The sequence below is a fragment of the Piscinibacter sp. XHJ-5 genome (assembly GCF_029855045.1).
GTDB lineage: Bacteria > Pseudomonadota > Gammaproteobacteria > Burkholderiales > Burkholderiaceae_C > Albitalea.
On the sequence record NZ_CP123228.1, the window covers coordinates 3715998 to 3741671 of the forward strand.

General features: G+C 67.7%; 23 protein-coding genes and 2 pseudogenes. 12 read left to right on the forward strand and 13 right to left on the reverse strand.

All coding sequences use genetic code 11. From position 1 onward, the window contains the following. Positions 1 to 46: 46 nt before the first annotated feature. From P7V53_RS17525 to P7V53_RS17535, 3 genes and pseudogenes are all read left to right on the forward strand, one after another. Positions 47 to 848: pseudogene (locus P7V53_RS17525) on the forward strand (SDR family oxidoreductase). Between the two features lie 220 nt (positions 849 to 1068). Further along, positions 1069 to 2055, forward strand: coding sequence for an MDR family oxidoreductase (locus P7V53_RS17530; RefSeq protein ID WP_280156547.1), 987 nt, complete (start codon positions 1069 to 1071; stop codon positions 2053 to 2055). Between the two features lie 81 nt (positions 2056 to 2136). Then, positions 2137 to 3138, forward strand: a complete 1002-nt coding sequence (locus P7V53_RS17535; protein ID WP_280150737.1) for an NADP-dependent oxidoreductase — start codon at positions 2137 to 2139, stop codon at positions 3136 to 3138. A gap of 82 nt (positions 3139 to 3220) precedes the next feature. Here P7V53_RS17535 and P7V53_RS17540 read toward each other — a convergent pair. From P7V53_RS17540 to P7V53_RS17555, 4 genes and pseudogenes are all read right to left on the reverse strand, one after another. Beyond that, positions 3221 to 3672 (reverse strand): annotated as a pseudogene (locus tag P7V53_RS17540) (alkene reductase); the annotation flags it as partial. Further along, complete coding sequence (locus tag P7V53_RS17545; RefSeq protein WP_280156662.1) at positions 3654 to 3872, reverse strand: hypothetical protein; 219 nt, start codon at positions 3870 to 3872, stop codon at positions 3654 to 3656. The gene P7V53_RS17545 and the pseudogene P7V53_RS17540, both read right to left, overlap by 19 nt. A gap of 72 nt (positions 3873 to 3944) precedes the next feature. Next, complete coding sequence (locus P7V53_RS17550; RefSeq protein ID WP_280150738.1) at positions 3945 to 5852, reverse strand: GGDEF domain-containing protein; 1908 nt, start codon at positions 5850 to 5852, stop codon at positions 3945 to 3947. 744 nt (positions 5853 to 6596) lie between these two features. Beyond that, positions 6597 to 7409, reverse strand: a complete 813-nt coding sequence (locus tag P7V53_RS17555) for a DNA-binding transcriptional regulator (protein WP_280150739.1) — start codon at positions 7407 to 7409, stop codon at positions 6597 to 6599. Positions 7410 to 7535: 126 nt separating this feature from the next. Here P7V53_RS17555 and P7V53_RS17560 point away from each other — a divergent pair, with 126 nt between their 5' ends. The 9 genes from P7V53_RS17560 to P7V53_RS17600 all read left to right on the forward strand — a co-directional run bounded on the left by P7V53_RS17560 (position 7536) and on the right by P7V53_RS17600 (position 18289). Beyond that, positions 7536 to 8426, forward strand: a complete 891-nt coding sequence (locus P7V53_RS17560; protein WP_280150740.1) for an alpha/beta hydrolase — start codon at positions 7536 to 7538, stop codon at positions 8424 to 8426. Positions 8427 to 8451: 25 nt separating this feature from the next. Beyond that, a complete protein-coding gene (locus P7V53_RS17565) occupies positions 8452 to 10149 on the forward strand; it encodes a bifunctional 3-(3-hydroxy-phenyl)propionate/3-hydroxycinnamic acid hydroxylase (RefSeq protein ID WP_280150741.1) in 1698 nt (565 codons plus the stop codon). Further along, a complete protein-coding gene (locus tag P7V53_RS17570) occupies positions 10146 to 11126 on the forward strand; it encodes a 3-carboxyethylcatechol 2,3-dioxygenase (RefSeq protein ID WP_280150743.1) in 981 nt (326 codons plus the stop codon). The genes P7V53_RS17565 and P7V53_RS17570 overlap by 4 nt, the downstream gene beginning before the upstream one ends. A 109-nt stretch (positions 11127 to 11235) precedes the next feature. Continuing rightward, entirely contained in the window at positions 11236 to 12021 is a 786-nt protein-coding gene (gene mhpD / locus P7V53_RS17575; protein ID WP_280150745.1) for a 2-keto-4-pentenoate hydratase, read from the forward strand. A 46-nt stretch (positions 12022 to 12067) separates the two neighbouring features. Beyond that, positions 12068 to 13045, forward strand: coding sequence for a tripartite tricarboxylate transporter substrate binding protein (locus tag P7V53_RS17580; protein ID WP_280150747.1), 978 nt, complete (start codon positions 12068 to 12070; stop codon positions 13043 to 13045). Positions 13046 to 13055: 10 nt separating this feature from the next. Continuing rightward, entirely contained in the window at positions 13056 to 14009 is a 954-nt protein-coding gene (locus P7V53_RS17585; protein ID WP_280150748.1) for an acetaldehyde dehydrogenase (acetylating), read from the forward strand. Between the two features lie 17 nt (positions 14010 to 14026). Then, positions 14027 to 15085: a 4-hydroxy-2-oxovalerate aldolase gene (gene dmpG / locus P7V53_RS17590; RefSeq protein ID WP_280150750.1), complete on the forward strand. Its 1059-nt coding sequence runs from the start codon at positions 14027 to 14029 to the stop codon at positions 15083 to 15085. 93 nt (positions 15086 to 15178) lie between these two features. Next, the gene (locus P7V53_RS17595) at positions 15179 to 17689 is read left to right on the forward strand and encodes a DEAD/DEAH box helicase (RefSeq protein ID WP_280150752.1); all 2511 of its coding nucleotides are present in this window, start codon (positions 15179 to 15181) and stop codon (positions 17687 to 17689) included. A 153-nt stretch (positions 17690 to 17842) separates the two neighbouring features. Continuing rightward, positions 17843 to 18289 (forward strand): hypothetical protein, encoded by a 447-nt coding sequence (locus P7V53_RS17600; RefSeq protein ID WP_280150753.1) that lies wholly within the window; start codon positions 17843 to 17845, stop codon positions 18287 to 18289. 187 nt (positions 18290 to 18476) lie between these two features. Here P7V53_RS17600 and P7V53_RS17605 read toward each other — a convergent pair whose 3' ends face one another. The 9 genes from P7V53_RS17605 to P7V53_RS17645 all read right to left on the reverse strand — a co-directional run bounded on the left by P7V53_RS17605 (position 18477) and on the right by P7V53_RS17645 (position 25673). Beyond that, positions 18477 to 18905 carry a PaaI family thioesterase gene (locus P7V53_RS17605; RefSeq protein WP_280150755.1) on the reverse strand — a complete coding sequence of 143 codons (429 nt, stop codon included), beginning with the start codon at positions 18903 to 18905 and terminating at the stop codon, positions 18477 to 18479. A gap of 5 nt (positions 18906 to 18910) precedes the next feature. Next, complete coding sequence (locus P7V53_RS17610; protein WP_280150757.1) at positions 18911 to 19687, reverse strand: enoyl-CoA hydratase/isomerase family protein; 777 nt, start codon at positions 19685 to 19687, stop codon at positions 18911 to 18913. Positions 19688 to 19693: 6 nt separating this feature from the next. Continuing rightward, a complete protein-coding gene (locus P7V53_RS17615; RefSeq protein WP_280150758.1) occupies positions 19694 to 20362 on the reverse strand; it encodes a 4-carboxy-4-hydroxy-2-oxoadipate aldolase/oxaloacetate decarboxylase in 669 nt (222 codons plus the stop codon). Positions 20363 to 20497: 135 nt separating this feature from the next. Beyond that, positions 20498 to 21154, reverse strand: coding sequence for an RraA family protein (locus tag P7V53_RS17620; protein ID WP_280150759.1), 657 nt, complete (start codon positions 21152 to 21154; stop codon positions 20498 to 20500). Positions 21155 to 21159: 5 nt separating this feature from the next. Continuing rightward, on the reverse strand, positions 21160 to 21816 hold the full coding sequence (locus P7V53_RS17625) for an RraA family protein (protein ID WP_280150761.1): 657 nt from the start codon (positions 21814 to 21816) through the stop codon (positions 21160 to 21162). Positions 21817 to 21836: 20 nt separating this feature from the next. Beyond that, complete coding sequence (locus tag P7V53_RS17630; protein WP_280150762.1) at positions 21837 to 22835, reverse strand: protocatechuate 3,4-dioxygenase; 999 nt, start codon at positions 22833 to 22835, stop codon at positions 21837 to 21839. An 18-nt stretch (positions 22836 to 22853) separates the two neighbouring features. Then, complete coding sequence (locus tag P7V53_RS17635) at positions 22854 to 24044, reverse strand: CoA transferase (RefSeq protein ID WP_280150764.1); 1191 nt, start codon at positions 24042 to 24044, stop codon at positions 22854 to 22856. Positions 24045 to 24061: 17 nt separating this feature from the next. Further along, positions 24062 to 24493 (reverse strand): Zn-ribbon domain-containing OB-fold protein, encoded by a 432-nt coding sequence (locus P7V53_RS17640; RefSeq protein ID WP_280150766.1) that lies wholly within the window; start codon positions 24491 to 24493, stop codon positions 24062 to 24064. 4 nt (positions 24494 to 24497) lie between these two features. Continuing rightward, on the reverse strand, positions 24498 to 25673 hold the full coding sequence (locus tag P7V53_RS17645) for a thiolase domain-containing protein (RefSeq protein ID WP_280150768.1): 1176 nt from the start codon (positions 25671 to 25673) through the stop codon (positions 24498 to 24500). Position 25674 lies beyond the last annotated feature (1 nt).

Consider the following 25674-nt stretch of genomic DNA (forward strand, 5'->3'; position numbering starts at 1 on the left):
ACGGCACAACATGCGCACCATCGAAACCCCAAGACGGAGCATCACCATGACGCAGACAAGCCTGGGCACCGCCCTCATCACCGGAGCCTCCTCCGGCATCGGGGCTCTCTACGCCGACCGCCTGGCGCGGCGCGGTTACGACCTCATCCTGGTCGCCCGCAGCCGCGAGCGTTTGAATCCGTTGGCCGCGGACATCAGCAGCCGCCACGGCCGCGCGGTGGAGGTCTTTCCCCGCCGACCTGAACAACCCGGTGGCGCTGCACAGCGTGGAAAACAAGCTCAAGCAGGTGCGAGCATCACCCTGCTGGTCAACAACCGCCGGCATGGGCACGCACACGTCGCTGCTGGAGAGCGACGTGGACCAGATGGTGCGCATGATCGACCTCAACGTGACGGCGCTCACCCGGCTGAGCTACGCCGCGGTGCCCGGCTTCGTGGCACGCGGCAGAGGTGCGCTGATCAACATCGCCTCCATCGTGGCCGTCTCGCCAGAGACGCTGAACGGCGTGTATGGCGGCAGCAAGGCCTTCGTGTTGGCTTTCAGTCAATCGCTGCAGCACGAACTGGCCGGCAAGGGCGTGCAGGTGCAAGCCGTGCTGCCGGGTGCGACGGCCACCGAATTCTGGGCACGCGGCGGCCTTCCCGTGGAGCACCTGCCGGCGCAGATCGTGATGCGTGCCGAAGACCTGGTGGATGCCGCCTTGCTGGGCTTCGAGCGCGGCGAGTCGGTGACGCTTCCGTCGCTGCACGACGTGGCCCTCTGGGACGCCTACGAAGGCGCGCGCAAGGCGATGGCGCCCCACCTGTCGAGCAACGAAGCGGCATCGCGCTACCAGCCTTTGCGCTGAGTGCCACATTCGAACTGCGCCCTGCTCTGGAATTGGCCCGCAGGCGCATAGCGCGCGAGCAAGCATGCATCCATGGCCCCTCGGGGCCACGGACCCGCGCGTGGTGGACGGCATTGCCGCGAAACACCACGTGATCGCGTTCGACACCTACCGCACACGTCGCCTGCGCGCGCGCAGTGGAACACTCTCGAACAAACCGCTATTGCAAAGGATCAATGCAATGACATTCAAAGCACTACTGAGCACCAAGTCTGGTGAGGCGCTTTCGACCGACCTGGTCGATTTCTCCGAGGCTGATCTGATGCCCGGCGACGTCACCGTCGCGATCGACTACTCGACGGTGAACTACAAGGACGCGGCGGCGATCAGCGGCCGCGCGCCTGTCATCCGCCAGTTCCCACTGATTCCAGGCATCGATTTCGCCGGCGTGGTGGAAACGTCCTCACACCCCGCGTTCGCGCCGGGGGACCGCGTGGTTGCCAACGGCTGGGGCTTGAGCCAGACGCATCACGGCGGCTTCGCGCAGAAGGCCCGCGTCAGCGGCGATTGGTTGATCAAGCTGCCCGGCGTGTTCTCGACACGGGATGCCATGGCGATCGGCACGGCAGGCTACACGGCGATGCTCGCCGTGCTGGCGCTGGAGCACGCTGGCCTGACACCGGACAAGGGTGAGGTGCTGGTCACCGGCGCTGGCGGCGGGTCTGGGTCCGTCGCCATCGCGCTGCTGTCCAAGCTCGGCTACCGCGTCGTCGCCTCGACCGGACGCGCCGAGGAGACGGCCTATCTGCGTGACCTGGGCGCCGTGGAGGTGATTGATCGCCGCACGCTGTCCGAACCGGGCGCGCCGATCGGCAACGAGCGCTGGGCTGGAGCCATCGACTCGGTGGGTAGCCACACGCTGGCCAATGTGCTGGCCCAGACCCGCTACCGCGGCGCCGTGGCCGCGTTTGGCCTGGCACAGGGTATGGACCTTCCCGGCTCGGTCCTTCCCTTCATCTTGCGCAATGTCACGCTGGCCGGCATCGATTCGGTCAACGCACCGCAGGACGTGCGCCTGGCAGCGTGGTCCCGCCTGGCGACGGACCTCGATCTTGGCAAGCTTGCGCGTGCCACCCAGGTGGTCGGTCTCACGGAAGTGCCCGGCCTCGCGGAGCCCGTGCTGCGAGGGCAGGTGCGTGGGCGCACGGTTGTGGACGTGAGCGCCTGAGCTGCGGCAAGACATCGATGATTTCGAATCCTGGGTCGCGCGGCTGCCCCTGACCTTCCACTTCAAAAGAAAGAGATCCCCATGAAAGCCTTCATCATCGACCGCTACGGCAAGAAGGAAGTCGGTCGCCTCGCCGACATGCCTGAACCGGGCATGCATGACGACGACGTGCTGATCCAGATTCACGCCGCCAGCGTGAACGCGCTGGACACCAAGACCAGGACCGGCGAGTTCAAGAGCGTCCTTCCCTACCGCATGCCGCTGATCCTCGGCAACGACGTGGCCGGCACCGTCGTGCGGGTCGGCCGTCTCGTTCGAGACTTCAAGGTGGGTGACGAGGTCTATGCCCGTCCCGACGACGACCGGATTGGCACGTTCGCAGAGCTGATCGCGGTCAAGGCCACGTCGGTGGCTCGCAAGCCGGCCAACATCGGCATGGGCGAAGCGGCTTCGCTGCCGCTCGTGGCGCTGACGGCCTGGCAGGTCTTGGTCGAGACGGCCAAGCTGAAGAAGGGGCAGAAGGTGTTCATTCAGGCGGGCTCAGGTGGGGTTGGCAGCATCGCGATCCAGTTGGCCAAGCACCTTGGGGCCTGGGTCGCCACGAACACGAGCACGGCAAACGTCGATTGGGTCAAGGCCTTGGGCGCCGATGTGGTCATCGACTACAAGAAGCAGGACTTCGCCACCGAACTGCGTGACTACGACGTGGTGCTGAACAGCCTCGGCAGCGATGAACTGCACAAGTCGCTGCAGGTGCTCAAGCCCGGCGGGCACCTCATCTCGATCTCCGGGCCGCCCACGCCCGCCTTCGCTGCCGAGCGGGGATTCGCCTGGCCGGTGAAGCAGGTGCTGCGCCTGCTGAGCTTCGGCATTCGAAGGAAGGCCAAGGCGCGCGGCGTCAACTATGCGTTCGTCTTCATGCGCGCAGAAGGCAAGCAGCTGAGCCAGATCACGGCGCTGGTGGAGAAGGGTGCGATCCGTCCCGTCGTCGACCGATCGTTCACGCTGGACCAGACCGCAGAGGCTCTGGCCTATGTCGAGCAGGGGCGTGCCAAAGGCAAGGTCGTGGTGAAGGTCCGCTGAGAGCGGCCCTGAGCTGCCCTCGAACGGATGCGGGCATCAGTTCGCTGCGACAGCTGCCCCCGCTTTTTTCAAGTCGCCGCGCTTAACCTACAAGCGTCGGATAGTCCGTGTAGCCCTTTGCACCCGGCGTGTAGACCTTGTCCGGTGTAGGCGCGTTCAAGGGCGCGTCCTGGCGCAGGCGCTCGACCAGGTCAGGGTTGGCGATGAAAGGCCTGCCCATGGCGGTCTGGTCTGCGCGACCTTCTCTCAGCGCCTGTTCTGCGCTGGCCTTTTGAGCCCGCCGGCGAGGATGAAGGGGCCGTCGAATGCAGCCCTCGGGTCGGTCTTCAGCTTCGCCGGGACGGGCGGAGTGCCCATGGCCGAATGGTCCAGCACGTGAACGTACATGAGGCCGACCGCAGAGAGTTGCTTGATCAGCGTCAGGTATTGCTCGTCTACGCCTTCGTATGCACCGGTGCCATTGAGCACGCCGTGAGGCGACAGGCGGATGCCGACTCGCTCAGCGCCGATCTCCTTCACAGCTGCACCGGCGACTCCAGCACCACCTGCGCCCGGTCGAGGTGTTTCCCTACCGGGGGCACCGTATCGGGACGATGAACAACAACGGCTGGCAGAAGGTGCGCCGCGAGGTCGGGCTGCGACGCCTGCGCGTGCATGACCTGCGCCACACGTTTGCCTGCCGGCTGCGGGCGGCCGGCGTGTCGGAGGAGGATCGCTGCGCGTTGCTCGGCCACGCCGAGCACTCGATGTCCGGGCACGATGCGAGCGCCGATATCGGCCGCCTGCTGCGACAGGCGAACTGGTGCTCAACCGGCAGGAGACCCGCACGGTGCTCCGCAATGATCTCGCAGCGACTCGCACAACACGACCGCGTTGCGCCCGCCGGCCTTCGCCTTGTAGAGCGCCGCGTCTGCGCGTGCCAGCATCAGAGAGACGGAATCCGACGAGTCGATCACCTCCGAGACACCAATACTGATCGTCAACCGCAACGGACCCGCCGAAGTCGCGACAGGCGTGCATTCGATGCCATCGCGCATTCGCTCGGCGATGTGCTCTGCCTGATCCACGGAAGCATCAGGCAGGAAGACGACGAACTCCTCTCCGCCCAGGCGTCCAAGCCGGTCGCGGCTGCGAAGACCCGCCGGGAGCGTGCGCGCAATGTGCCGAAGCACTTCGTCGCCCACCGAGTGCCCGTGCGCATCGTTGACCTGCTTGAAGTGGTCCACGTCGATCATCAGGACGCTCAGCCGTCCACCGCGCGCGCGGACGAGGTGCATCAGGCTTTCCGCATATGCGAAGACCGCGCGGCGATTGGGAAGCCCTGTCAGCTCGTCGGTGGAGGCCAGTGCGCCCAGCAACCTGGCCTCTCGAACCTTCTTCACCGCATACGCCACGGCGACGAGAAGGAGCAGCACGAAGAGCGCGATCGCCGCGGCCTGAGTGCGGCGCAGGCGACGGTCCCGCTCGTTGAGCCTCTTCAGCGCTTCCAGGGCCTCGATGTCCTGTGCGCGATTGAATTGCGCGCGCAGGCGTGCGGCCTGCTCGGACTTGCGCTGCTCCTGCAGGCGGGCATCAATCTCCTTCCATTTCGCGAGCGATTCGTACGCTTCGCGCCAGCGGCCAAGCCCGCGCTGTGCAAGGGCATTGGCCTGCCACCAGTCACTGCTCAGCACGTCTTCATTCAGCGAGAACACCTTGGCTTCGGTGCCTTGCAGAGCCGCCGCCGCTTCCGCCGCCCGGCCGACCGCCGCCAGCAATCGGGCGCGCAGCAGCGTGCTTCGGACCACCTGCATGGGGTCGTCCTGGCCGGCGAGTATCTCGAGGGTTCGCTCGATGTGCCCGAGGCCCTCCCCGGGACGGTCCAGGCTCAGGAGCGTGGCGGCCAGCCCGTGCTCTGCATAGGCCTCGCCTGCCTTGTCGTTGGTGCGCCTGCACATGGACGCCGCCTCTCGAAACGCCACGAGGGCCTCGGGCCAACTGGCGCGGCTGTGATGAATTTGCCCGACTCCAAGCGCGTAGACGGCATCGTCCCACACGGCCCCTCTGGCGCGCGCATTCGTGCGCAGGTCCTGCAGCAGACGCAATGCCTCGTCGAAGTCGCCGACGCGCTTGTAGTGGTTGGCAAGGTGGCTGCGGCAGCGTTCGAGGTCGTGGCCGAATCCGCGCGATTTCAGCAACTCGCAGGCTTGGAGCAGCTCGTCCTGTCCCCGCAAGAAGGCGCCGCTGCGGGAATGGTGAACACCGCCTTCAAGGAGGGCCAATGCACGGGCGTGGACCAGCGAGTCAGCGCTTGACTGGGCGAGCACTTCTGCGAGCTCGCGTTCACCGGCAGCCGTATTCCCGATGCCGATCTGCGCGCCCGCGTGGCAGGCGCGCAGCTTCAGCCAGGCCAGGAGGACCGGTTCCGTCGTGGGAGTGCCAGCGCTGCGGATGCCTGCGTGGGCGACATTCGATGCCTGCTTCTCATCGATGTCCGTCAGAATTCGGCAATCGACCTCGTCCACGCCAAGGCGCAGATCGGGCTGCCCTGAGTGCATGGCTTCGTCGCGCAACGACTCCAAGGCCAAGCGTGCGCCATGAGGGTCGGCGCCAGCCAGCGTGCGAACCAGCTCCAGCCGCTGAGCGAAGGTTTCGGCTGCCAGCGCCGCCGGAAGAACCAAGGCTAGCGCCAGCGGCAGCGCCGCCCCGCGGAACAAGCAGGAAGACAGACTCATTGCGAACGCCGGGCAGCAACCCTGTGCGCTCTATCGACGCGTTGCGGCCTGAGCGTAGGTCCCAATCGGCGGCCGGCGTGCACTCCTGCACGCCAGCGCGGCAGGCGCGCCTTTGCGACGTCCCGATGACGGGCTGAAGCGCGGCGACACGCTCAGGCCGCTCGATGAGATGGTCGAAGGCGCCGAGGGCAGCCTCGGCGCCGTCGCCGGCGGCGAGACGATCTGCTTGAACGGCACGGTGGCCACGTCTGCGGCGAACACGCGTCTCCAGTGGCCGCCAGGCCGGCCCGCGTTTGGAGCATGCGATCATCCACTGCCGCAGCGCCCTCCTCCACCGGGCGTCGAAGAGTGCAACACGACACGATGGACCCAAGCCAGTTCGACCCGCTCCGGCGCGCGACCGGAGCCGACCGATGAATCCCGAGGTGCACCAGACACCGAGCGGCGCAGGTGCTCCTGCCCATACGCCCATGATGCAGCAGTACCTGCACCTCTGAAAAGCAAACGCGTTCCCAGAAAACCTACGCCAGAAGCTACGCCGTAAAAGCCTGACGCTTTGCCCGGCTCCTTGCCTTCAAGGTTCCCGGGATGGCGTCTCGAGGGCTGAGACATCCGAAAGGGATGCCCGGCGGTTCGGTATCCATTACTGTCCTTCGGCAAGCCAATTGGACCGCCCCGAAGCACTCGGTGGTGCCGATTGCTCTAGTTGTTCGCCTAGCGCGGCCGAACTCGAGTTGCAAGAGATCACTCGTTCACCCACGCGTCGCTCGCCTTGCCGATCGAGTCCGCCAACCGCGTCAGCGCCGGTACGAACCTGGCATCGAGGTCCTTCATCGACACCGCGGCCTTTGGAAACACCATGTTCAGCGCCGCGAGCAGCCGTCCGCCGCTCAAGACCGGGACGGCGATCGCCGCGAAGTCTGCCTCGCGCGCCCACTCGCCGTCGTTGTAGGCATACCCGCGCTTGAGCGTGTCGGTCATGATCCGACGCACGGCGCGCTTGTCGCGCGCCAGTTCTCCCCACTGATCGCCGCGTCCGCCTAGCAGCTCCAACACGGCTTCTCGCTCGGCGTCGTCGCAGGCCGTCAGGTACGCACGCCCCACCGCCGTCACCAACATCGGCATCTTCTCTCCGATCATCGCGCGGTGCTGCGACAGCGCGCTCCAGCGATGGGTCGATTCGCGGACGACCATGAAGCCCGCCTCGGCAGTCGCAAGGTCGCACGGCCAGACGAGTTCGCGCACCGATGCATGCATCATCGGCGTGGCCACCTGGGCGACCCAGGTTTCGTCCTCGAAGCCTTCGCTCAGGCGGCGCACCTCGAAGGTCAGGTAGTACTGGCCGTCGCGCTCGCCTTGCCGCACCAATCCTTGCAGGCGCAGCGTTTCGAGCAGCCGCTTGGTCGTGGTGCGGTCGATCGAACAGGCGCGGGCGAGCTCGGTGGTGGACCCGATGGCCCCCGGCAAGCGGTTCAGTGCCTTTAGCACCTCGAGGCCGCGGGTCAGGCCTCGCACCTCCTTGTACTGCCGCGTCGTCGCCTTCGGGCCGCTGCGCATCAAGCCTCCTGAGCCGGGTTAACCCAGCGCCCAACGTGCACCAGGTGCACGCAGTTTACGCATGGTCCCAGGTCGACGACAGTCCGTTCACGCCGCGCCGACCCCTTCCCTCAAGGACACACCCTCATGACCGCAAGCAACCACACCAGCCTCTGGCAAGACCTCCGCAGCACCTCATTCGCGCAGGGCTGGTTCGACGCCAAGGGCACCCGTACCCGCTACCTGCACGCCGGCGACAAGTCGTTGCCGCCGTTGATCCTGCTGCACGGCGTCGGCGGTCATGCCGAAGCCTATGCGCGCAACCTCGACGCACACGGCCGCCACTTCGACACGTGGTCGATCGACATGCTCGGCCACGGCTGGACCGACAAGCCGAACCACCCGTACGAGCTGCCGCACTACGTCGACCACATCCTGCGCTTCATGGACGCACAAGGCTGGGACAGGGCGCACATCAGCGGCGAATCGCTGGGCGGCTGGGTGGCGTCGTGGCTGGCCTCGCGGCACCCCGACCGCGTGAACCGCGTCGTGCTCAACACCGCCGGTGGCTCGCGCGCCGAACCCACCGTGATGGCACGCCTGAAGAGCATTTCCACGCAAGCCGCCGAAGACCCGAGCTGGGACTTCATCAAGGCCCGTGTCGAATGGTTGATGAAGGACAAGAAGGACGCGACGGCCGACCTGATCGCCTGCCGCCAGGCCATCTATTCGCAGCCCGGATTCAAGCAGGCGATGGCCAACGCAATCGTGCTGCAGGACATGGACATCCGCACCCGCAACCTGATGCGCCCCGAGGACTACGCCCGCATCCAGGCGCCGACGCTGGTGCTGTGGACGTCCGACGACCCGACCGCCGACGTGGGCGAAGGCAAGCGCATTGCCGAGATGATCCCCGGCGCCCAGTTCGTCGTGATGGACGACTGCGGCCATTGGCCGCAATGGGAAGACGTGGCCACCTTCAACCGCCTTCACATCAACTTCCTGCTCGGCCGCGACGCGTCGACGCCGGTGGCGTGAGGCGCCTCGCCACCAGGAGACATTCATGGCGACGACAAACAAAGCAATCGACTACGACGTGGTGATCGCCGGTGCCGGCCCGACGGGCCTGACGCTGGCCAACCACCTGGGCACGCTCGGCGTTCGCACGCTGGTGATCGAGAAGCTGCCGGCACTGATCGACTACCCGCGCGGCGTCGGCATCGACGACGAGGCGCTGCGCAGCTTCCAGGCCGTCGGCCTGGTCGACGCAGTACGGCGTCACACGGTGCCGAATCAGATCATGCGATTCGTCGACAGACGTGGGCGCGTGCTGGCGGCCATCGCGCCAACAGCACAGCCGTTCGGCTGGCCGCGCCGCAGCGGCTTCATCCAGCCGCTGGTCGACCGCGAGTTGGCGATTGGCCTCGAGCGCTTTTCGCACGTCAGCCTGCAGTTGCAGCGCAGCGTCGCCGGCTTCACCGAGGTCGACGCCGGTGTAGAGGTGCAGGTGCAACCCGTCGATGCGACAGGAGAACCGGCGGGAGCGGTTCAGACCGTGACTTCACGTTATCTCGTCGGCTGCGACGGCGGGCGCAGCCCGGTGCGCATCGCCAGCGGCCTGTCGTTCGACGGCAAGAGCGAGTCGACCAAGTGGCTGGTCATCGACATCGCCGATGAACCGATCGGCACGCCGAACGTCCACTTCGTGCTCGACGACGAGTTTCCGCATGTGGTGCTGGCGCTGCCGCACGGCGTGCTGCGTTATGAATTCATGGTGCCCGAAGGAGCCGACGAAGCGGCGTTCGAAAGCGACGCCAACGTGCACAAGCTGCTCGCACGCGTGCTGCCGCCCGAGGTCAAGCCGAACGTGATCCGGCGCCGCGTCTACATGCACCACGCGCGCATCGCGCCGACCTTCCGCATGGGCCGTGCGCTGCTCGCCGGTGACGCCGCGCACCTGATGCCGGTGTGGCAGGGCCAGGGGTTCAACACCGGCATCCGTGACGCGACCAACCTGGCGTGGAAACTGGCGCTCGTCATCAAAGGCCACGCCGGCGACGCGCTGCTCGACACCTACACCCAGGAGCGCCATGCCCATGCCGGCGCGATGATCGACCTGTCGGTGCTGGTGGGCAAGATCTTCGTGCCGAGCAGCCCGCTGCTGCGCGCGTTGCGCAACGTCGTCGGGCCGTGGTTGTCGAAGCTGCCGAGCCTGCGGCAGTACATCGCGGAGATGCGCTTCAAGCCGATGCCGTTCTTCAGCGAAGGCGCCGTCGTTCACCGCGGCAAGGCGGACGCGAAGGGACTCGTCGGCAAGGTCTTCATGCAGCCGCGGGTGGCCGATGCAAGCGGCAAGCCGCATCGGCTGGACGACGTGATCGGCCTTCGCTTCGGGCTGCTGAGCTGGAGTGCGCGTGCCGACGCCTGGATCGACGCGGACGCGCGCCGCATCGTCGAGCAGCTCGATGCCTTGCCGGTCGTCGTTCGCCCCGACTGCCAGGCGCTCGATCGCGATCCGCCGAGCGGCGGCGTGGTGTTGGCCGATGTCGACGGCGCGTTCAAGCGCTGGTTCGATGAAGCGCCGGGCGGCGTCGTGATCCTGCGTCCGGACCGCATCGTTGCCGCGGTGTGCAAGCCTTGGGAGCTGAGCGACACACTGCGCACGCTGGCGCGGCGCATGTCCCTGGAAGCGCCGGTGCAGCAGGCGGAACCTGTGCATGTCGCAACGACAGCAACCGTCACGCTGAAGGTGGCCGCATGACAGCCGCGCGCGCCTTTCTCGGCATGTCGCACTCGCCGCTGCTGGGGCTCAACCCGATCGCACCGGCGGTGAACGACGAGCTGCAGTCGGCCATCGCCGCAGCCCGCTCGCAGGTGCTCGCCTTCGACCCCGAGCTCGTCGTGCTGATCGCACCCGATCACTACAACGGGTTCTTCAACGAGCTGATGCCGCCGTTCTGCATCGGCACCCAGGCGACGTCGGTAGGCGACTACCTGACGCCCGCCGGCGCGCTGAACGTCGAGGGCGAGGCGGCGCTGGCATTGGCGACTCACCTCATGGACGCCGACTTCGACATCGCGGTCTCGCGCCGCATGCAGGTCGACCACGGCTTTGCGCAGTCGCTTCAGCTGCTGTGGGGTGGCTTGGCCACACCGCCCGTCGTGCCGATCTTCGTCAATGCAGTCGCGCAACCGGGCATCCCGCGCCTGCGCCGCTGCCGCCACCTCGGCGAGGCGATCGGGCGCTTTCTCGACGGCTGCCCGAAGCGCACCCTCTTGCTCGGTTCTGGCGGCCTGTCGCACGAACCGCCTGTGCCCACGCTCGACCACCCCGACGCCGCGGTGCGCGAGCGAATCACCGCCAAACGCGAGTCGAGCGCTGCCGAGCGCGAGGCGAAGATGCAGCGCGTCAAGGCCGCCGGCATGGCCTTGGCTGCCGGCAATACATCCATGAAGCCGCTCAACCCCGAGTGGGACCGGCGCTGGATGGACGCCCTCGCCAGCGGCGAGCTCCATGCGCTCACCGGCATCAGCGAAGACAGCATCGAGCAAGACGCCGGGCTCTCGGCGCACGAGTCGAAGTCGTGGCTGATTGCTCGCGCCGCACTGCCCGCACACGCGGCACTTCCCTGCCCGCTGCACTACTACCGCGCGATTCCCGAGCTGATCGCAGGCTACGGCCTGATGTTCATGCACGCCGCCGCGGCGCCCTTTTCGATAGGACACCACGAACCATGAGCCAGCCTGTTCCCACCTCCTTTTGCGGGCCGAGCGCCGGGCCGCTCCCAAGCCGGCCCGCATCCCCCCGGGGGATCGGCCGATGTACCCATCGGCCGAGGGGCCTGACATGACCACCGAACAGATCAATGCCTGGGCCGAGCGGCTGCGCCGCGCCGAAGCGCAGCGCGAACCCATCGCGCCGCTGCGCGACGAGATGCCCGCCGATGGCGAAACCGCCTATGCCGTGCAGCAAGCCAACGTCGCGTTCTGGCAGGCGCAAGGGCGCCGCGTCATCGGTCGCAAGATCGGCCTCACGTCGCTGGCTGTGCAGAAACAGCTCGGCGTGGATCAGCCCGACTTCGGCACGCTGTTCGCCGACATGGTCTACGGCGACGACGAGGACGTGCCGTTGTTGCGCACGCTGCAGCCCAAGGTCGAGGCCGAAGTCGCGCTCGTGCTCGAGCGCGACCTCGACCGAACCGACGCCACGCTCGTCGACGTGATCAACGCCACCGCCTACGTGCTGCCCGCCATCGAAATCGTCGGCAGCCGCATCGCCGACTGGAACATCCGCCTCGTCGACACCGTGGCCGACAACGCATCGAGTGGCCTCGTGGTGCTGGGCGCCGTGCCGACGCGGCTGAATGGCCTGGACCTCAAGCTCGCCGAGATGGTGATGGAGCGCGAAGGGCAGCAGGTGTCGACCGGCAATGGCGCCGCTTGTCTCGGCCACCCGCTCAACGCCGCCGTCTGGCTGGCTCGCAAGATGGCCTCTCTCGGCCAGCCCTTGCGCGCCGGCGACCTGGTGCTCACCGGCGCGCTGGGGCCCATGGTGCCGGTGAACCCCGGCGACTGCTTCGAGGCGCGCATCGGCGGTGTCGGCACCGTGCGCGCCCGCTTCTCGCCGGCGTGACGCCCAACGCAGTCCCTCTCAATCCTTGATTCAAGAAAGCCAGCCCATGACCACCCGTCGACAACTGCTCGGCGCCCTCGCCGCATCGCTTGCCCTCGCCTTCGCCGCGCCTGCGTCCGCCCAGACCTTTCCATCGAAGACCATCACCATCGTCGTTCCGTTCCCTCCCGGCGGCGTGACCGACCAGATCGCCCGCGTGCTCGGCCAGAAGTTGCAGGACGACCTGGGCAAGACCGTCGTCATCGACAACAAGCCCGGCGCCGGCGGCCAGATCGCCGCCGCGCAGGTGAAGCAGGCCGACGCCGACGGCCACACGCTGTTCATCGCCGCGACCGAAATGTTCGCCATCAACCCCGGCCTGTTCCGCAAGTTCTCCTACGATCCGGTGAAGGACTTCGCACCCGTCACCACGCTGATCTCGTCCCCGCTGGTGCTGGTGGTGCCGAAGAACAGCCTGGCGAATTCGGTGCAGGACCTGGTGCAGCAAGCCAGGAACAAGCCGGGCGGCCTGACGTTCGCGTCGCAAGGCATCGGGTCCATCGGCCACCTGCTCGGCGAACTGTTCCACGCCAAGACAGGCGGCCAGTTCAGCCACGTCGCCTACAAGGGTTCGGCCCCTGCGCTGCAGGACGTGATGAGCGCGCAGGTCGACTTCATGTTCGACCCCGTCATCACCACCTCGCCGCTGATCGCCGGCGGCAAGCTCAAGCCCCTTGGGCTGGCCGCAGCGCGCCGCGCTGCGCAGCTGCCGGAGGTGCGCACCCTTGCCGAGCTGGGCACCCCGGGCGTCGACGCCAGCGTGTGGTTCGGCGCAGTCGTCAAGGCCGGCACGCCCGAGCCGGTGATCGCCAGGCTGAACCAGGCGCTCGTCAAGGCACTGAAGAGCCCCGACGTGGTCAAGCGGTTCGCCGACCAGGGCCTGCAGACCATTCCGTCGACGCCACAGCAGTTCGGCGTCTTCATGAAGGACGAGATCGGCCGATGGGGCCCGCTGGTCAAGGCCAGCGGCGCGTCGGTGGATTGAGGAGCACACCATGACTCGCAAACTCAAGACCGCCATCGTCGGCAGCGGCAACATCGGCACCGACCTGATGATCAAGATCCTGCGCCAAGGCAGGCACGTCGAGATGGGCGCGATGGTCGGCATCGACCCGGCCTCCGATGGCCTCGCTCGTGCGGCCCGCATGGGCGTGGCGATCACCCACGAAGGCGTCGAGGGCCTGACTCGGCTGCCGGTCTTCGACGACATCGACATCGTGTTCGACGCCACCAGTGCCGGCGCGCATGTGAAGAACGACGCCTTTCTGCGCAGCCTGAAGCCGGGCATCCGCATGATCGACCTGACGCCCGCGGCCATCGGACCGTACATCATCCCGGTCGTCAACGGCGATGCGCACCTGGATGCGCTGAACGTCAACATGGTCACCTGCGGCGGGCAAGCGACGATCCCGATGGTCGCGGCGGTGAGCCGCGTCGCGAAGGTGCACTACGGCGAGATCGTGGCCAGCATCTCGAGCAAGAGCGCCGGCCCCGGCACGCGAGCCAACATCGACGAGTTCACCGAGACCACGTCGAAAGCGATCGAGGTGGTGGGCGGCGCGGCCAAGGGCAAGGCGATCATCGTGCTGAACCCGGCCGAGCCGCCGCTGATCATGCGCGACACGGTGTACACGTTGAGCGACTTCGCCGACGAAGACGCGATTGCCGAGTCAGTGCAACGCATGGCCGCCGCGGTGCAGCAGTACGTGCCGGGCTACCGGCTGAAGCAGCAGGTGCAGTTCGACCGCATCGAGGCCGACCGCCCGATCAACATCCCCGGCGTCGGCGCGCGCATGAGCGGCCTGAAGACCTCGGTGTTCCTGGAGGTCGAAGGCGCAGCGCACTACCTGCCCGCGTATGCCGGCAACCTGGACATCATGACCAGCGCCGCGCTGCGCACGGCCGAACGCATGGCCGAGAAGCTGCTGCGCGAAACGGTCCCGGCCTGAAACGAGGAACAAGCATCATGAACGGCAAGAAACTCTACATCTCCGACGTGACGCTGCGCGACGGCAGCCACGCGATCCGCCACCAGTACAGCGTGGCGCACGCGCGCACCATCGCCCGCGCGCTCGACGAGGCCAAGGTCGATTCGATCGAGGTCGCGCACGGCGACGGCCTGCAAGGCGGCAGCTTCAACTACGGCTTCGGTGCGCACACCGACGTCGAGTGGATCGAAGCGGTGGCCAGCGTCGTCAAGCACGCGAAGATCGCGACGCTGCTGCTGCCCGGCATCGGCACCGTGCACGACCTGAAGGCCGCTTACAACGCCGGCGCGCGCATCGTGCGCGTGGCCACGCACTGCACCGAGGCCGACATCTCGCGGCAGCACATCGAATACGCGCGCCACCTGGGGATGGAGGCGGTGGGCTTCCTGATGATGAGCCACATGCAGACGCCCCAGGGCTTGGCCGAGCAGGCGAGGCTCATGGAGAGTTACGGCGCCACCTGCTGCTACGTGGTCGACTCGGGCGGTGCCTTGAGCATGAACGACGTGCGGGATCGGTTTCGTGCATTCAAGGACGTGTTGAAGCCCGAGACGCAGACGGGCATGCACGCCCACCACAACCTGAGCCTCGGCGTGGCCAACAGCATCGTCGCGGTGGAGGAAGGCTGCGACCGCGTCGACGCCAGCCTGGCCGGCATGGGCGCGGGCGCGGGCAACGCGCCGCTGGAAGTGTTCATCGCAGCGGCGCAACGGATGGGCTGGAACCACGGCTGCGATCTGTACAAGCTGATGGATGCGGCCGACGACATCGTGCGACCGCTGCAGGACCGGCCGGTCCGCGTTGATCGCGAGACGCTGGCGCTGGGTTACGCCGGCGTGTATTCGAGCTTCCTCAGGCACTCGGAGGTGGCGGCGAAGAAATACGGATTGAGAGCCGTGGACATCCTGGTCGAACTGGGCAAACGGCGCATGGTCGGCGGGCAGGAAGACATGATCGTCGATGTGGCTCTCGATCTGCTGAAGGGGCTCGAGCATGGGCGGGTGCATGCAGAGCCGGTGATGAGCGAGGCGGCGTAGGGGATCGCGGACGCTGCAGCTCCCGCAACCGGCGGAAGCCGGCGTCTGCACGATCTGCGCGAACCTGGAACCGCGCGACACGACAATGCGTTCATGCCTCCCGGCTCGCGCATCGACACTGCCGTCCCCGGCCACTTCCGCCCCCGCCTGACCCTGCAGACACTCACTCGCGGTGACGGCCTGCTGGGTCTGCGCGCCGTGCCCGGCTTCGGCCCGCGCAGCACGCAGGTGACAGTGGCGCAAGCGCACTGGACTTCTGCGACTGCCAGCGGCCTGTGCTGGGACACGCACGCGCCCACGCGTGTGCTCAACATCCGGCCCAAGCCGACCGAGCTGCTGCGCGGTGCGTGGGACGAGCGCGTGCTGCTGCTGCGCGACCTCGCTGCAGAAGCCGATGCCCGCGATGCGCTGTGGGCCAGCGGCTTGCGGCCTCTGCCGGGCGAGGCGCTGCAGTGGCGCCGGCCGGAGGCGGCCGATGGCCATGACTCGCTGTGGAGCCTGGCCGAGGAATCGCACTTCGGTGACTTCTGGGCCGAGCAGGTGCCCCGCCTGCAAGCGGCCGGCTGGCAGATCGTGGTGCGAGCGGGCTTCGCGCACGAGAGTGTGCCGGTGCAGAAGTGGCGTCTGGTGATCGACCCGGTCGGCGACGGGCCGGGACGCGAACTCGTCGAGCTGGGCGAGCGCGGGCCCACGATCTCCGCGCTGCGCCAGCCGCATCGCGAAGGCTCGTGGATGCTGAGCCTGGGCATCGAGGTCGACGGAGAAATGCTGGACCTCGTGCCGCTCCTTGCCGACCTGATCAAGCGCGACGCGCGCTGGCTCGATGCGCGCGAGATCGCGGCCATGCCCGACAGCGCGATCGTGCAGCTGCGCGCACCGGGCGGGCGGCACATCGAGGCGCGGGCTGCGCCGCTGAAGGCCATCGTGGGCGCGATGGTGGACCTGCTGACCGACCCGCATCGGGCGCAGCACGAAGGACCTCTCCAGCTCTCGACCTGGGAGGCGCATCGCCTCGAAGCGCTGCGCGAGGGCTTGGCCGAGACGCAGGCCGCACGCGCCGGCGAGCATGGCGCCTGGCAATTGCAAGGCGAAGCAGGCATCGCCGCCCTGACCCGGCGCTTGCGCGACGCGGGCACGCCGCCGCCGGTCGCGGCGCCCGCGGGGCTGGGGCTCACGCTGCGCCCTTATCAGCTGCAGGGGCTGGCCTGGCTGCAATACCTGCGCGAGCACCATCTGGCCGGCATCCTGGCCGACGACATGGGTCTGGGCAAGACGGCGCAGGTGCTGGCCCATCTGCTGCTGGAGCAGCAGGCGGGGCGGCTCGACCAGCCCGCACTCGTCGTGCTGCCCACGTCGCTGATCGCCAACTGGCAAGCCGAGGCCGCGCGCATCGCGCCCACCTTGCGCACGCTCACGCTGCAGGGTTCGCAGCGGCACCGGCATGTCGAACGCATCGGCGAGCACGACCTGGTGTTCACCACCTACCCGCTCCTGTGGCGCGACATCGAGACGCTGCAGCAGCAACCCTGGCACCAGCTGATCCTCGACGAAGCGCAGATGGTCAAGAACGCGGGCAGCCGCGCGGCGGGTGCAACGCGGCGCCTGAACGCGCGCCATCGCCTGTGCGTGACCGGCACGCCGCTGGAGAACCACCTGGGCGAACTCTGGGCGCACTTCGACCTGCTGATGCCTGGCTTCCTCGGCGACGCCCGCACGTTCGCGCGTCAGTGGCGCAAGCCCATCGAAACCAATGGCGAGACGCTGCGCGCACAGCTGCTGGCCCAGCGCGTGCGGCCCTTCATCCTGCGACGTCGCAAGCAGGACGTGGCGGCCGAGCTGCCGCCGAAGACCGAAGTGATCCGCCGCGTGCAGCTTCACGGCCAGCAACGCGCCTTGTACGAGAGCGTGCGCCTGGCCGCCGACGAACAGGTGCGGCGCGTCCTGCAGCGCAGCAACTTCGCCGGCGCGCAGATCGCGATCCTCGATGCGCTGCTGAAGCTGCGCCAGGTGTGCTGCGACCCACGGCTCGTGAAGGGCACCGCGACGCCGGTGACGATGGGCAGCGCGAAGATGGACCTGCTCACCGACATGCTGCCCGAACTGGTGGCCGAAGGCCGCCGCGTCCTGGTGTTCAGCCAGTTCACCGAGATGCTCGCGCTGGTCCAGCAGGCGTTGTCGGCGCTGGCACTTGCACACCTCACCCTGACCGGCGAGACGCCGCCGCGCGAACGCGGCGCCATCGTCGCGCGGTTCCAGGCCAGGCAGGACGAGTCCGTGCTGTTGCTGAGTCTGAAGGCCGGCGGCGTGGGCCTCAACCTCACTGCGGCCGACACGGTGATCCATCTCGACCCGTGGTGGAACCCGGCCGTCGAACGCCAGGCCACCGACCGCGCGCACCGCATCGGCCAGGACCAGCCCGTGTTCGTCTACAAATTGCTGGTCGAGGGCAGCATCGAAGAGCGGATGCTGGCGCTGCAGGAGAGAAAGGCGGCCCTGGCCGATGGTGTGCTTGGCAGCGACGCGGATCGTGCGGTGAAGTTCGGCGAGGCGGATTTGCAGGGCCTGCTCGCGCCGCTGGACGCGTTGCAGTCATCCGCTGGCTGAAGGTGTGCGACTCGTCGATCGCGTTCGGGCACCGCTATGATCTGCCCCGCTGGTGCTGCCCACCAGAATGAAGTTCGCCTGAGTCAGACCTTAGGCAGCCTCTTGCATCGGGAATCCGTCGTCTGGCCAAGATCGACAATGCTTGCCTCGCTTGTGAACTTCCTGAGCCGAGTCCGCAGCCTCATTGGCGAGCCGACGTCGGCGCCGCGGTCCAAGGTGATCTCGCATCAAGGCATGACCGCCGATTTGCCGATTTCCGAGGATCTGATGTTCGCGGCTGCGCTTCGTCTACTTCTGGCCGACCGCGACTACAGGTCCATTCGGATTGGCATCGACCCGGCGACCTTTTATAGCGAATCGCCTGCCGAGCTTCACGACTTCGTCGATGCCATCCAGTACCGGTTCGTCACCGAGGAGGGCTCTCCGTTCCTTGCATACGACGTGAGCAACCGTCATGGCGGCATCTATCGTGAGGTCGCGTACGACGGAACGGTCCTGCGGGAGTGGCCTCTGCATGTCATCCACATCGGTTTCCCCGGGGAACAAGAGGTGCTGCGTGAGCGTGCGGCCCGCATGAAGTTCACCCTGGGGCGTCTGTGAACCGGGCCAATGTCATCAGTGGCGCACTGTGCCAGGCCGCACACTCGCATGATCCGCGTCATGGTCTGGTTCTTGGCGTTGAATCACGCTGCCTGAGCGACTGCTGGGGTCGGCACTGCCCGTTCGCCGCGTTCGAATCCGGTCGTTCGGCCGTTCGCCTGCGACGCGCGCTCAGTCGGCGCTGGTCTCACCCTTGTCGCACTACCATGCACGTCGCTGTCGCGTTCGCCACGAGCTTGCCGCCCTGCCACAACTCGCCACTCACGTTGCACACATCCCTGCCACGTCGCACGAGTTGCGCCCTGCCCTCCAGCGCGCCGGCTTGCGCAGGTCGCAGGAACGAGACGTTGAGGTTGAGCGTGGCGCAGAACTCGCGGTCGGCGAGCGTTGCGGTGACGAGGAACGCAGTCACGTCGTCGAGCATCGCGCACAGAATGCCGCCTTGGACCTGGCCGGCCGGGTTGAGGAACGCCGGGGTCGCGAAATAGGTCGATTCAAGGGTGCCGTTCTCGAGATCCACGTTCTGGATCGCGCCGCCCAGCGTCGTCGTGATGGGCGGCGGTTTCGCGTCGCCGCGCTGGAGCCGGGCAAAGTAGCTGTTGGTGGGGGATGCCATGTCGTTCAACGCCCGTGGAAGACGGGGTCGCGCTTTTGCTGCCACGCGAGCGCGCCCTCGCGAAGGTCCACCGAAGCGTCGGCCTCGGCGATGTCGCGCGCAAGCTCGTCTTCGATGAGCGTGCCCGCGGCGATGCGGTTCATATGCTTCTTCATTCCCAACAGCGCGAGCGGCGCCATGGCGGCGAGCGTCGTCGTCAGGTCGTCGAGCAAGCCCGGCAGCGCATCGACCGACGGGGCGAGTCGGTCCAGATAGCCGCAGGCGAGCATCGCGTCGGCGTCGAGCTTGTCGGCGGTGAGCAGCACGCGCTTGGCGGTGGCCAGCCCAAGGCGGGACACGTAGCGTTCCAATCCGCCGCGGTAGAACAGCAAGCCGAGCTTCGCCGCCGGCACGCTGAGCTCCGAGGCCGGCGTGCCGATGCGGAAGTCGCAGGCCAGGGCGAGATCGGTCGCGCCGCCGTACACGCCGCCCTGGATGGCCGCGATCGTCACCGGCCGTGCCTGCTCCAGAGCGCCCGCAAGCGCTTCGAAGCGCTGGCCGGCGTCGTTGGCGCCGCTGCCCACCTGGCCGATGTTGAAGCCGCTGCAGAAGTGGCGGCCCTCCGCCACCAGGCGCAGCACCAGCACCGCGCTGCTTGCATTCACCTCGTCGACGTGCGCCTGCAGCGCTTGCAGGTCCTCGAGCTCCAGCCGATTGGCCACTGCCGGCCGGCGCAGTGTGATCGTCGCGATGCGGCCGTCGACGGCGAGGTGGGGCGTCTGCCCCGGCGTTGTCGTGTTCATGGCGCGTCAGTGAAAGCCGTAGACCTGCATCGTGCTTTCGCCGGCCTGCAGACGCTTCAAGATGGCCGCTTCGTCGCGTTCCCGCTGCTGCGACTTGGCAACCACCTCGGCGGCGCGCAGGCGCGGCACGGCGACCACGCCATCGGCGTCGCCGACCACCAGATCGCCGGCCGACACCGTGACGTCGCCGATCAGCACCGGCGCGTTCAACCAGCCGATCGCGCCGTAGTCCTTGCCCGTGCCGCGAATGCACAGCCCGCGCGCGAAGACCGGAAAGCCGATCTGCTCTAGCAGCACGCCGTCGCGCACGCAGCCGTCGATGACGAGCCCGGCCAGGCCGCGCGCCTTGGCCATCGTCGTCATGATCTCGCCCCAGTAGCCATGCTCGTACGCGCCGCTCACATGCACGACCAGCACATCGCCGGGCTGCGCCGTGTCGAGCGCGCGGTGCAGCCACAGGTTGTCGCCGCCAGGCGAATGCACGGTCAGCGCCGGCCCGCAGCAGCGGAACGCGGCCGCGACGGGCTTGATGATCGACGGCAAGGCGCCGACCTTGCCGCCGGCCTCGTGAAGCGTCGCGGTAGGCAGCGCGCGTGCCGCGGCCACGACGGCCGCGCTGACGCGGTCGATGTCGCGCCGCGTGGTCGTCGCCGGGTCGTGTTCTCTAAAGGTCATGTCAGTTCTCCATGGCGCCAAGCGGCACCGGCGACGGATGAAATCCGGCCCCATCCAGCGGCTGCCGCGGATCCGGCTCTGCCGGGCCGCCGGCAGCGCCCCCTGGGGGGAGGCGCCGAAGGCGCTTCGGGGGGTTCATTTGATTCGAGTCTGAAGCTGGTGGTAGCGGTGCTGCTTGCGCGCCTCGTCGAGCCGCATGCCCCCCCGCACGGCTTCGCGGATGGCGTTCTCGGCCAGCTCGACGGCCTCGGCGGTGTCGAGCACTTGGGCCTCGTGCTGCTTGGGGATCACGACCACCCCATCGGCGTCGCCGCGCACGATGTCGCCGGGCTGCACGCGCGCGTCGCCGATGTTGACGACGACGTTGGTTGCCTCGACCTGCACCCGGTCCTTGCCGGTGCGCATCCAGTGGTCCTTGCTGAACACCGGGTAGCCGATGCTCGTGCACAGCGCCACGTCGCGGCACACGCCATCGATCACGGTGCCGGCAATGCCGCGGCGCTGCGCGATCTCGGTCAGGATGTCGCCCCAGACGGTGGCGTTCTCGCGTCCGCCGTTGTCGAGCACGATCACGCTGCCCGGCGGCACGTCGTCGATGTAGTCGCCCACGGTGCCGGGTGGGTTGGCGGCCGGCCCGTAGAGCAGCGTCCAGGCTCGTCCGGCCATGCGGAAGCTGCCGCTGCGCGGCTTGATGCGGTAGCACTGGCCGGCGATGCCGAGCTTGTCGAGCGCGTCGGAGAGAGTGGCGGTGTCGAGCTTCGCCGCACGCGCGACGTTGGGGTCTTGTTCCATGGTGTTCAGTCCTTCAGCATGTGTTCGTAGTTGCCGCCCATCACATCGCCGATCGGCGTGCCGGCCAGGATGGCCTTGGCCATGGCGGCTTCCTTGGCGACGATCGTCTCGGCGGCGTCGAGCACTCGCTCGATGTCGCGTTCGGCGATGAAGATGACGGCGCTGCGGTCAGCCAGCACGTAGTCGCCTGGCTGCACTTCGGCGGCGCCGATCTGCAGCGGCACGTTGGTGCCCTTTTCGACCACGCGGCCACGCGCGGTGAGCGAGGTGAGGCTGCGGCTGAAAACAGGAAAGTCGCAGCCGATGGCCTCGTCGATGTCGCGCACCGGGCCGTCTGCCACGACGCCTGCCACGCCGCGAACCTTCGCACCCAGCGACAGCAGGCCGCCCCAGCAGCCGGCCTCGACGCCACTGGTCTGTTCGACAACGATCACGTCGTCGGGGCCGGCACATTCGATGGCGGTGCAGCCGAGGTGTTTGGCCGGGCCGGGAGGCGGCGCGCCAGTGCCGAGCTTGACGGTGATCGCGCGGCCGGCAATGCGGCCGGCGCCGGAGCGCTGAGGCAAGCCGGTGACGGCGCCGGGCAGCTTGAGCTTGTCGAGCGCGTCGGAAACGGCGCAGCAGTCGAGTCGGCGAAGGCGCTGGACTTGTGGGTCTTGCATGCTGGTCCTCGATGTGTCGTTCATGGCAGGGTGCGCCAGGCGGCGAAGCACAGGCCGGTGCCGGTGAGCGCCGGGCTGCGGTAGCCGGGCACGTACTCCACCCACTCGAGGTCGAGGTCCTTGACCGCTTCGACGGCGATCAGCCAGTTGCGAATCTCGCTGCTGCCGGCCTGCAACTGCCTGGGGTCGAGCGCGGCGAGCCAGGCGGTGTCCTTGCGCCGGATCGCTTCGATGATTCCGTGGTCGAGTTCCTCGTCGACGACGAAGTGGCTCAGCCCGCCCGACGCCAGCACGCCGACGCGCAGGTCTGCCGGATAGGCGTCGATCAGTTCGCGCAGCGCAGCGCCGAGCTGCACGCAGCGGCGCGGGGTCGGCTGGTTCGGCGGGTCGAAGGTGTTGACGATCAGCGGGATGACCGGCAGGTCGGTGCCCTGCAGGTATCGCCGGTGGATGAACGAGAACGCGTGGCCTTCGAACTGGCCGCGTTCCAGGCCGTCCATCGCGGCGATGTCGAAGTCGCGGTCGCACAGCGCGCGGATCAGCCACTTCGCCATGTCGCTCTTGACCGGATAGTCGCGGTCGGCGCCGGGCTCCTGGCGCGCCATGCGGGCCCTCTTGTACCAGCCGTCGCTGTCGGCGAGCTCACTCTTCGCGTTGCAGATCGTCTCGCCGTAGTAGATCGCGAAGGTCGGGTTGTTGGTGGTGCGGAAAAGCTCGGTCTGGTCATCGCCGACGACGATCAGCACGTCGAGCCTTGCGGCGCGGATGCGATCGCGCAGCGTGTCCATCGCGGCTTCGGCCTGGTCCCAGCGTTCGCCCATCCTGTCGGGCGTGACCATGGCCTCGGCTTCCTTCGGCGCCGCGGCGAGCAAGGCGTCGTAGCTTGTGGGGTTGCCGGCCCGGTCGAAGTAGTGAGGGTTCTTCGGGTCGATCGCGCGAAAGCCGTGCTGCCAGTCTTCGCGTTGCGAGACCAGCATGATGCTGTGCGATGAGCCGAAGGCGGCGACGAGTCTGGCCATGTGATTGCCCTGTTCAGTTCAAACGACGAACGCAGCGCGCAGCTCGGCGATGCGTTGCTGCGAGTAGCCGAGTTCCTGCAGGATGGCCCCCGTGTCATCGCCTTGCTGCGGCGCGGGTTTCGCTTCGCCTTCGCGCGGGTAGCGCGACAGGCTCATCGGTTGGCCGACGAGCGAGATGTCGCCCAGTTGCGGGTGTTTCATCGGCCAGCGGATGCCCAGGTGCTCCACCTGCGGGTCGTCGAACACCTTGTCGATCGTGTGGATGGGTCCGCAGGGAACGCCGGCCTTCAGCAGGCGCTCGGTCCATTCGGCTGTTGTGCGCTGCTTGAACACTTCGCCGACAGCGGCGTTCACGCGGGCGCGGTTGGCCACCCGTTCGGGGTCGGACCCGAGGCCGGGTTCGGACAACAGGTGCTTCAGCCCGAGCGCCTCGCACAGCCGTGTCCACATGTTCTGGCCGATGGCCGCGATGTTGAGGTAGCCGTCCCGGGTCTGGAACACGCCCGTCGGCACGGTCAGCGGATGTTCGTTGCCGTGCTGGCCCGGCACCTTGCGGTCGATCAGCCATTGCGCGGCCTGGAAGTCGAGCATCGCGATCTGCGATTCGAGCAGCGAGGTCTTCACCCACTGGCCCTCACCGGAGACCTCGCGTTCGAGCAGCGCGGTCAGGATGCCCATCGCGCAGAAGTGGCCGGCGCACAGGTCGGCCAGCGGAATGCCGACGCGCATCGGGCCGTCGTCGGGCTTGCCGGTCACGCTCATCAACCCGCCCATGCCTTGTGCAATGGAATCGAAGCCCGGCCAGTTGGCGTACGGGCCGTCCTGCCCGAAGCCCGAGATGCTGGCGTAGATGAGGCGCGGGTTGATCGCGCGCAGCTCGTCGGGGCCGATGCCGAGCCGGTACTTGACGTCCGGGCGGTAGTTCTCGATGAACACGTCGGCCTTCTTGACGAGCTCATTCAGTATCGCCACGCCCTCGGGCTCCTTCATGTTCAACGTCAGGCTTTCCTTGTTGCGGTGCAGGTTCTCGTAATCGGCGCGGTTGTGGTCGCGCCCGCCGATCATGTCGTCTCCGCCGGGGGCGCCGGCCGGGATCTCGAGCTTGATGACGCGCGCACCCATGTCGGCGAACAGGCGCACGGCCGTGGGGCCGGCACGCACGCGGGTGGCGTCGAGGATGGTGAAGCGGGAAAGTGCACCGTGGCGCATCGGAATCTCCTGGGCCGTCAGGCCGGCGTGAACATCGGCACCGGGTGGCCGCCGTCACTGGGTTTGAAAACGACTTTGACGCGCTGGCCGATGGCGAGCGTTCGCGGGTCACAGTCGACAAGGTTGGTCATCAGCGTCACGCCCTCGTCGAGCGTCACGAAAGCGAGCGTGTAGGCAGCCTCGCCCTTGCCCATCGTGCTGAATGAATACACGCTGCCGGTTCCTGCTGCTTGCAGCCAGGTGGTGTCGAGGCTCAGGCAATGTGGGCAGACGTCGCGCGGGTAGTGGTGCACCTCGCCGCAGGCGTTGCATTTCTTGATGACGAGCCGGCCTTCGTCGGCGGCTGACCAGAAGGCCTGGCTCTCGGGCAGCACACGCGGTGCGGGGATCTTGCGCGGGCCGGCGGGCGGGCCGGCCGGGCGTGCTGGTTTGTCTTGTGTCGTGTTCATCGCATCACACCCTTTCCATGATCAACGTGCCGGCGGTGTGGCGCGACGCGAGTGCGCCGCCGATGCCGTTGGCGAGCGCGAGGCCGCAGTTCTTCACCTGCACGGCGGGGTGAGCTTCGCCGCGCAGCTGGCGCACAGCTTCGATGATCTTGGTGACGCCGCCGCGGTTGGCCGGATGGTTGTTGCACAGGCCGCCGCCGTCGGTGTTGAACGGCAGCCGGCCGACGCCCGAGATCAGCCCGCCGTCCTGCACGAAGCGCCCGCCCTCGCCCTTCTTGCAGAAGCCCAGGTCCTCGAGCTGCATCAGCACAGTGATCGTGAAGCTGTCGTAAAGCGATGCGTATTGGATGTCGGCAGGCGAGAGGCCGGCTTCCGCGAACGCCGCTGGGCCGGAGCATGCCGCCGCTGAATACGTGAGGTCGATGCGGCCACCCATCGAGTGTTTGGGCGCCTCGCCCGTGCCGCGCACCTTGACCATCGGGCGCGTCTGGCGCGCCGCGATGTCGCGCGCGATCTCGGGCCGCGCGACGATGATCGCGCCGCCGCCGTCGCTCATCACGCAGCAGTCGAGCCGGTGCAGCGGGTCGGACACCATCGGCGAGTTGACGACCTCCTCGACCGTGACGACGTTGCGCAGCATCGCGTTCGGGTTGTGCTGCGCGTGGTGCGATGCCGCCACCTTGATCCATGCGAGCTGCTCGCTCGTCGTGCCGAACTCGTGCATGTGGCGCTTGGCGACCATGCCGTAGAGGTTCTGCGTCGCGGGTCCGAACGGCAGCTCGAACGCGAGCTCGGGTGCATCAGCGTCCGGTGCCTTCAGTGAGAGTGCGGCACCTGCCGCGCGCGGCCGCCCCGCCAGCGTGATCAATGCGACGTTGCAGCGGCCGGCAGCGATCGCCGCGGCGGCATGCGCCACGTGCAGGATCGGCGCCGAGCCGCCGCATTCGGTCGAGTCGACATGGCGCAGCTTCAGCCCCAGGTACTCGGCCATCGTCGTGGTGCCCAGCCCGGGCGCATCGCCGGCGCAAAAGTAGGCGTCGATGTCGTCCTTGGTGAGGCCGGCGTCTTCGAGCGCGCCCTTCGCCACGTCGGCATGCAGCCGCACGACCGACAGCTCGTCGGCCTTGCGCGTCGGGTGCTCGTAAGCCCCGACGATGTAGGCTTTTCCGTTCAGGCTCATG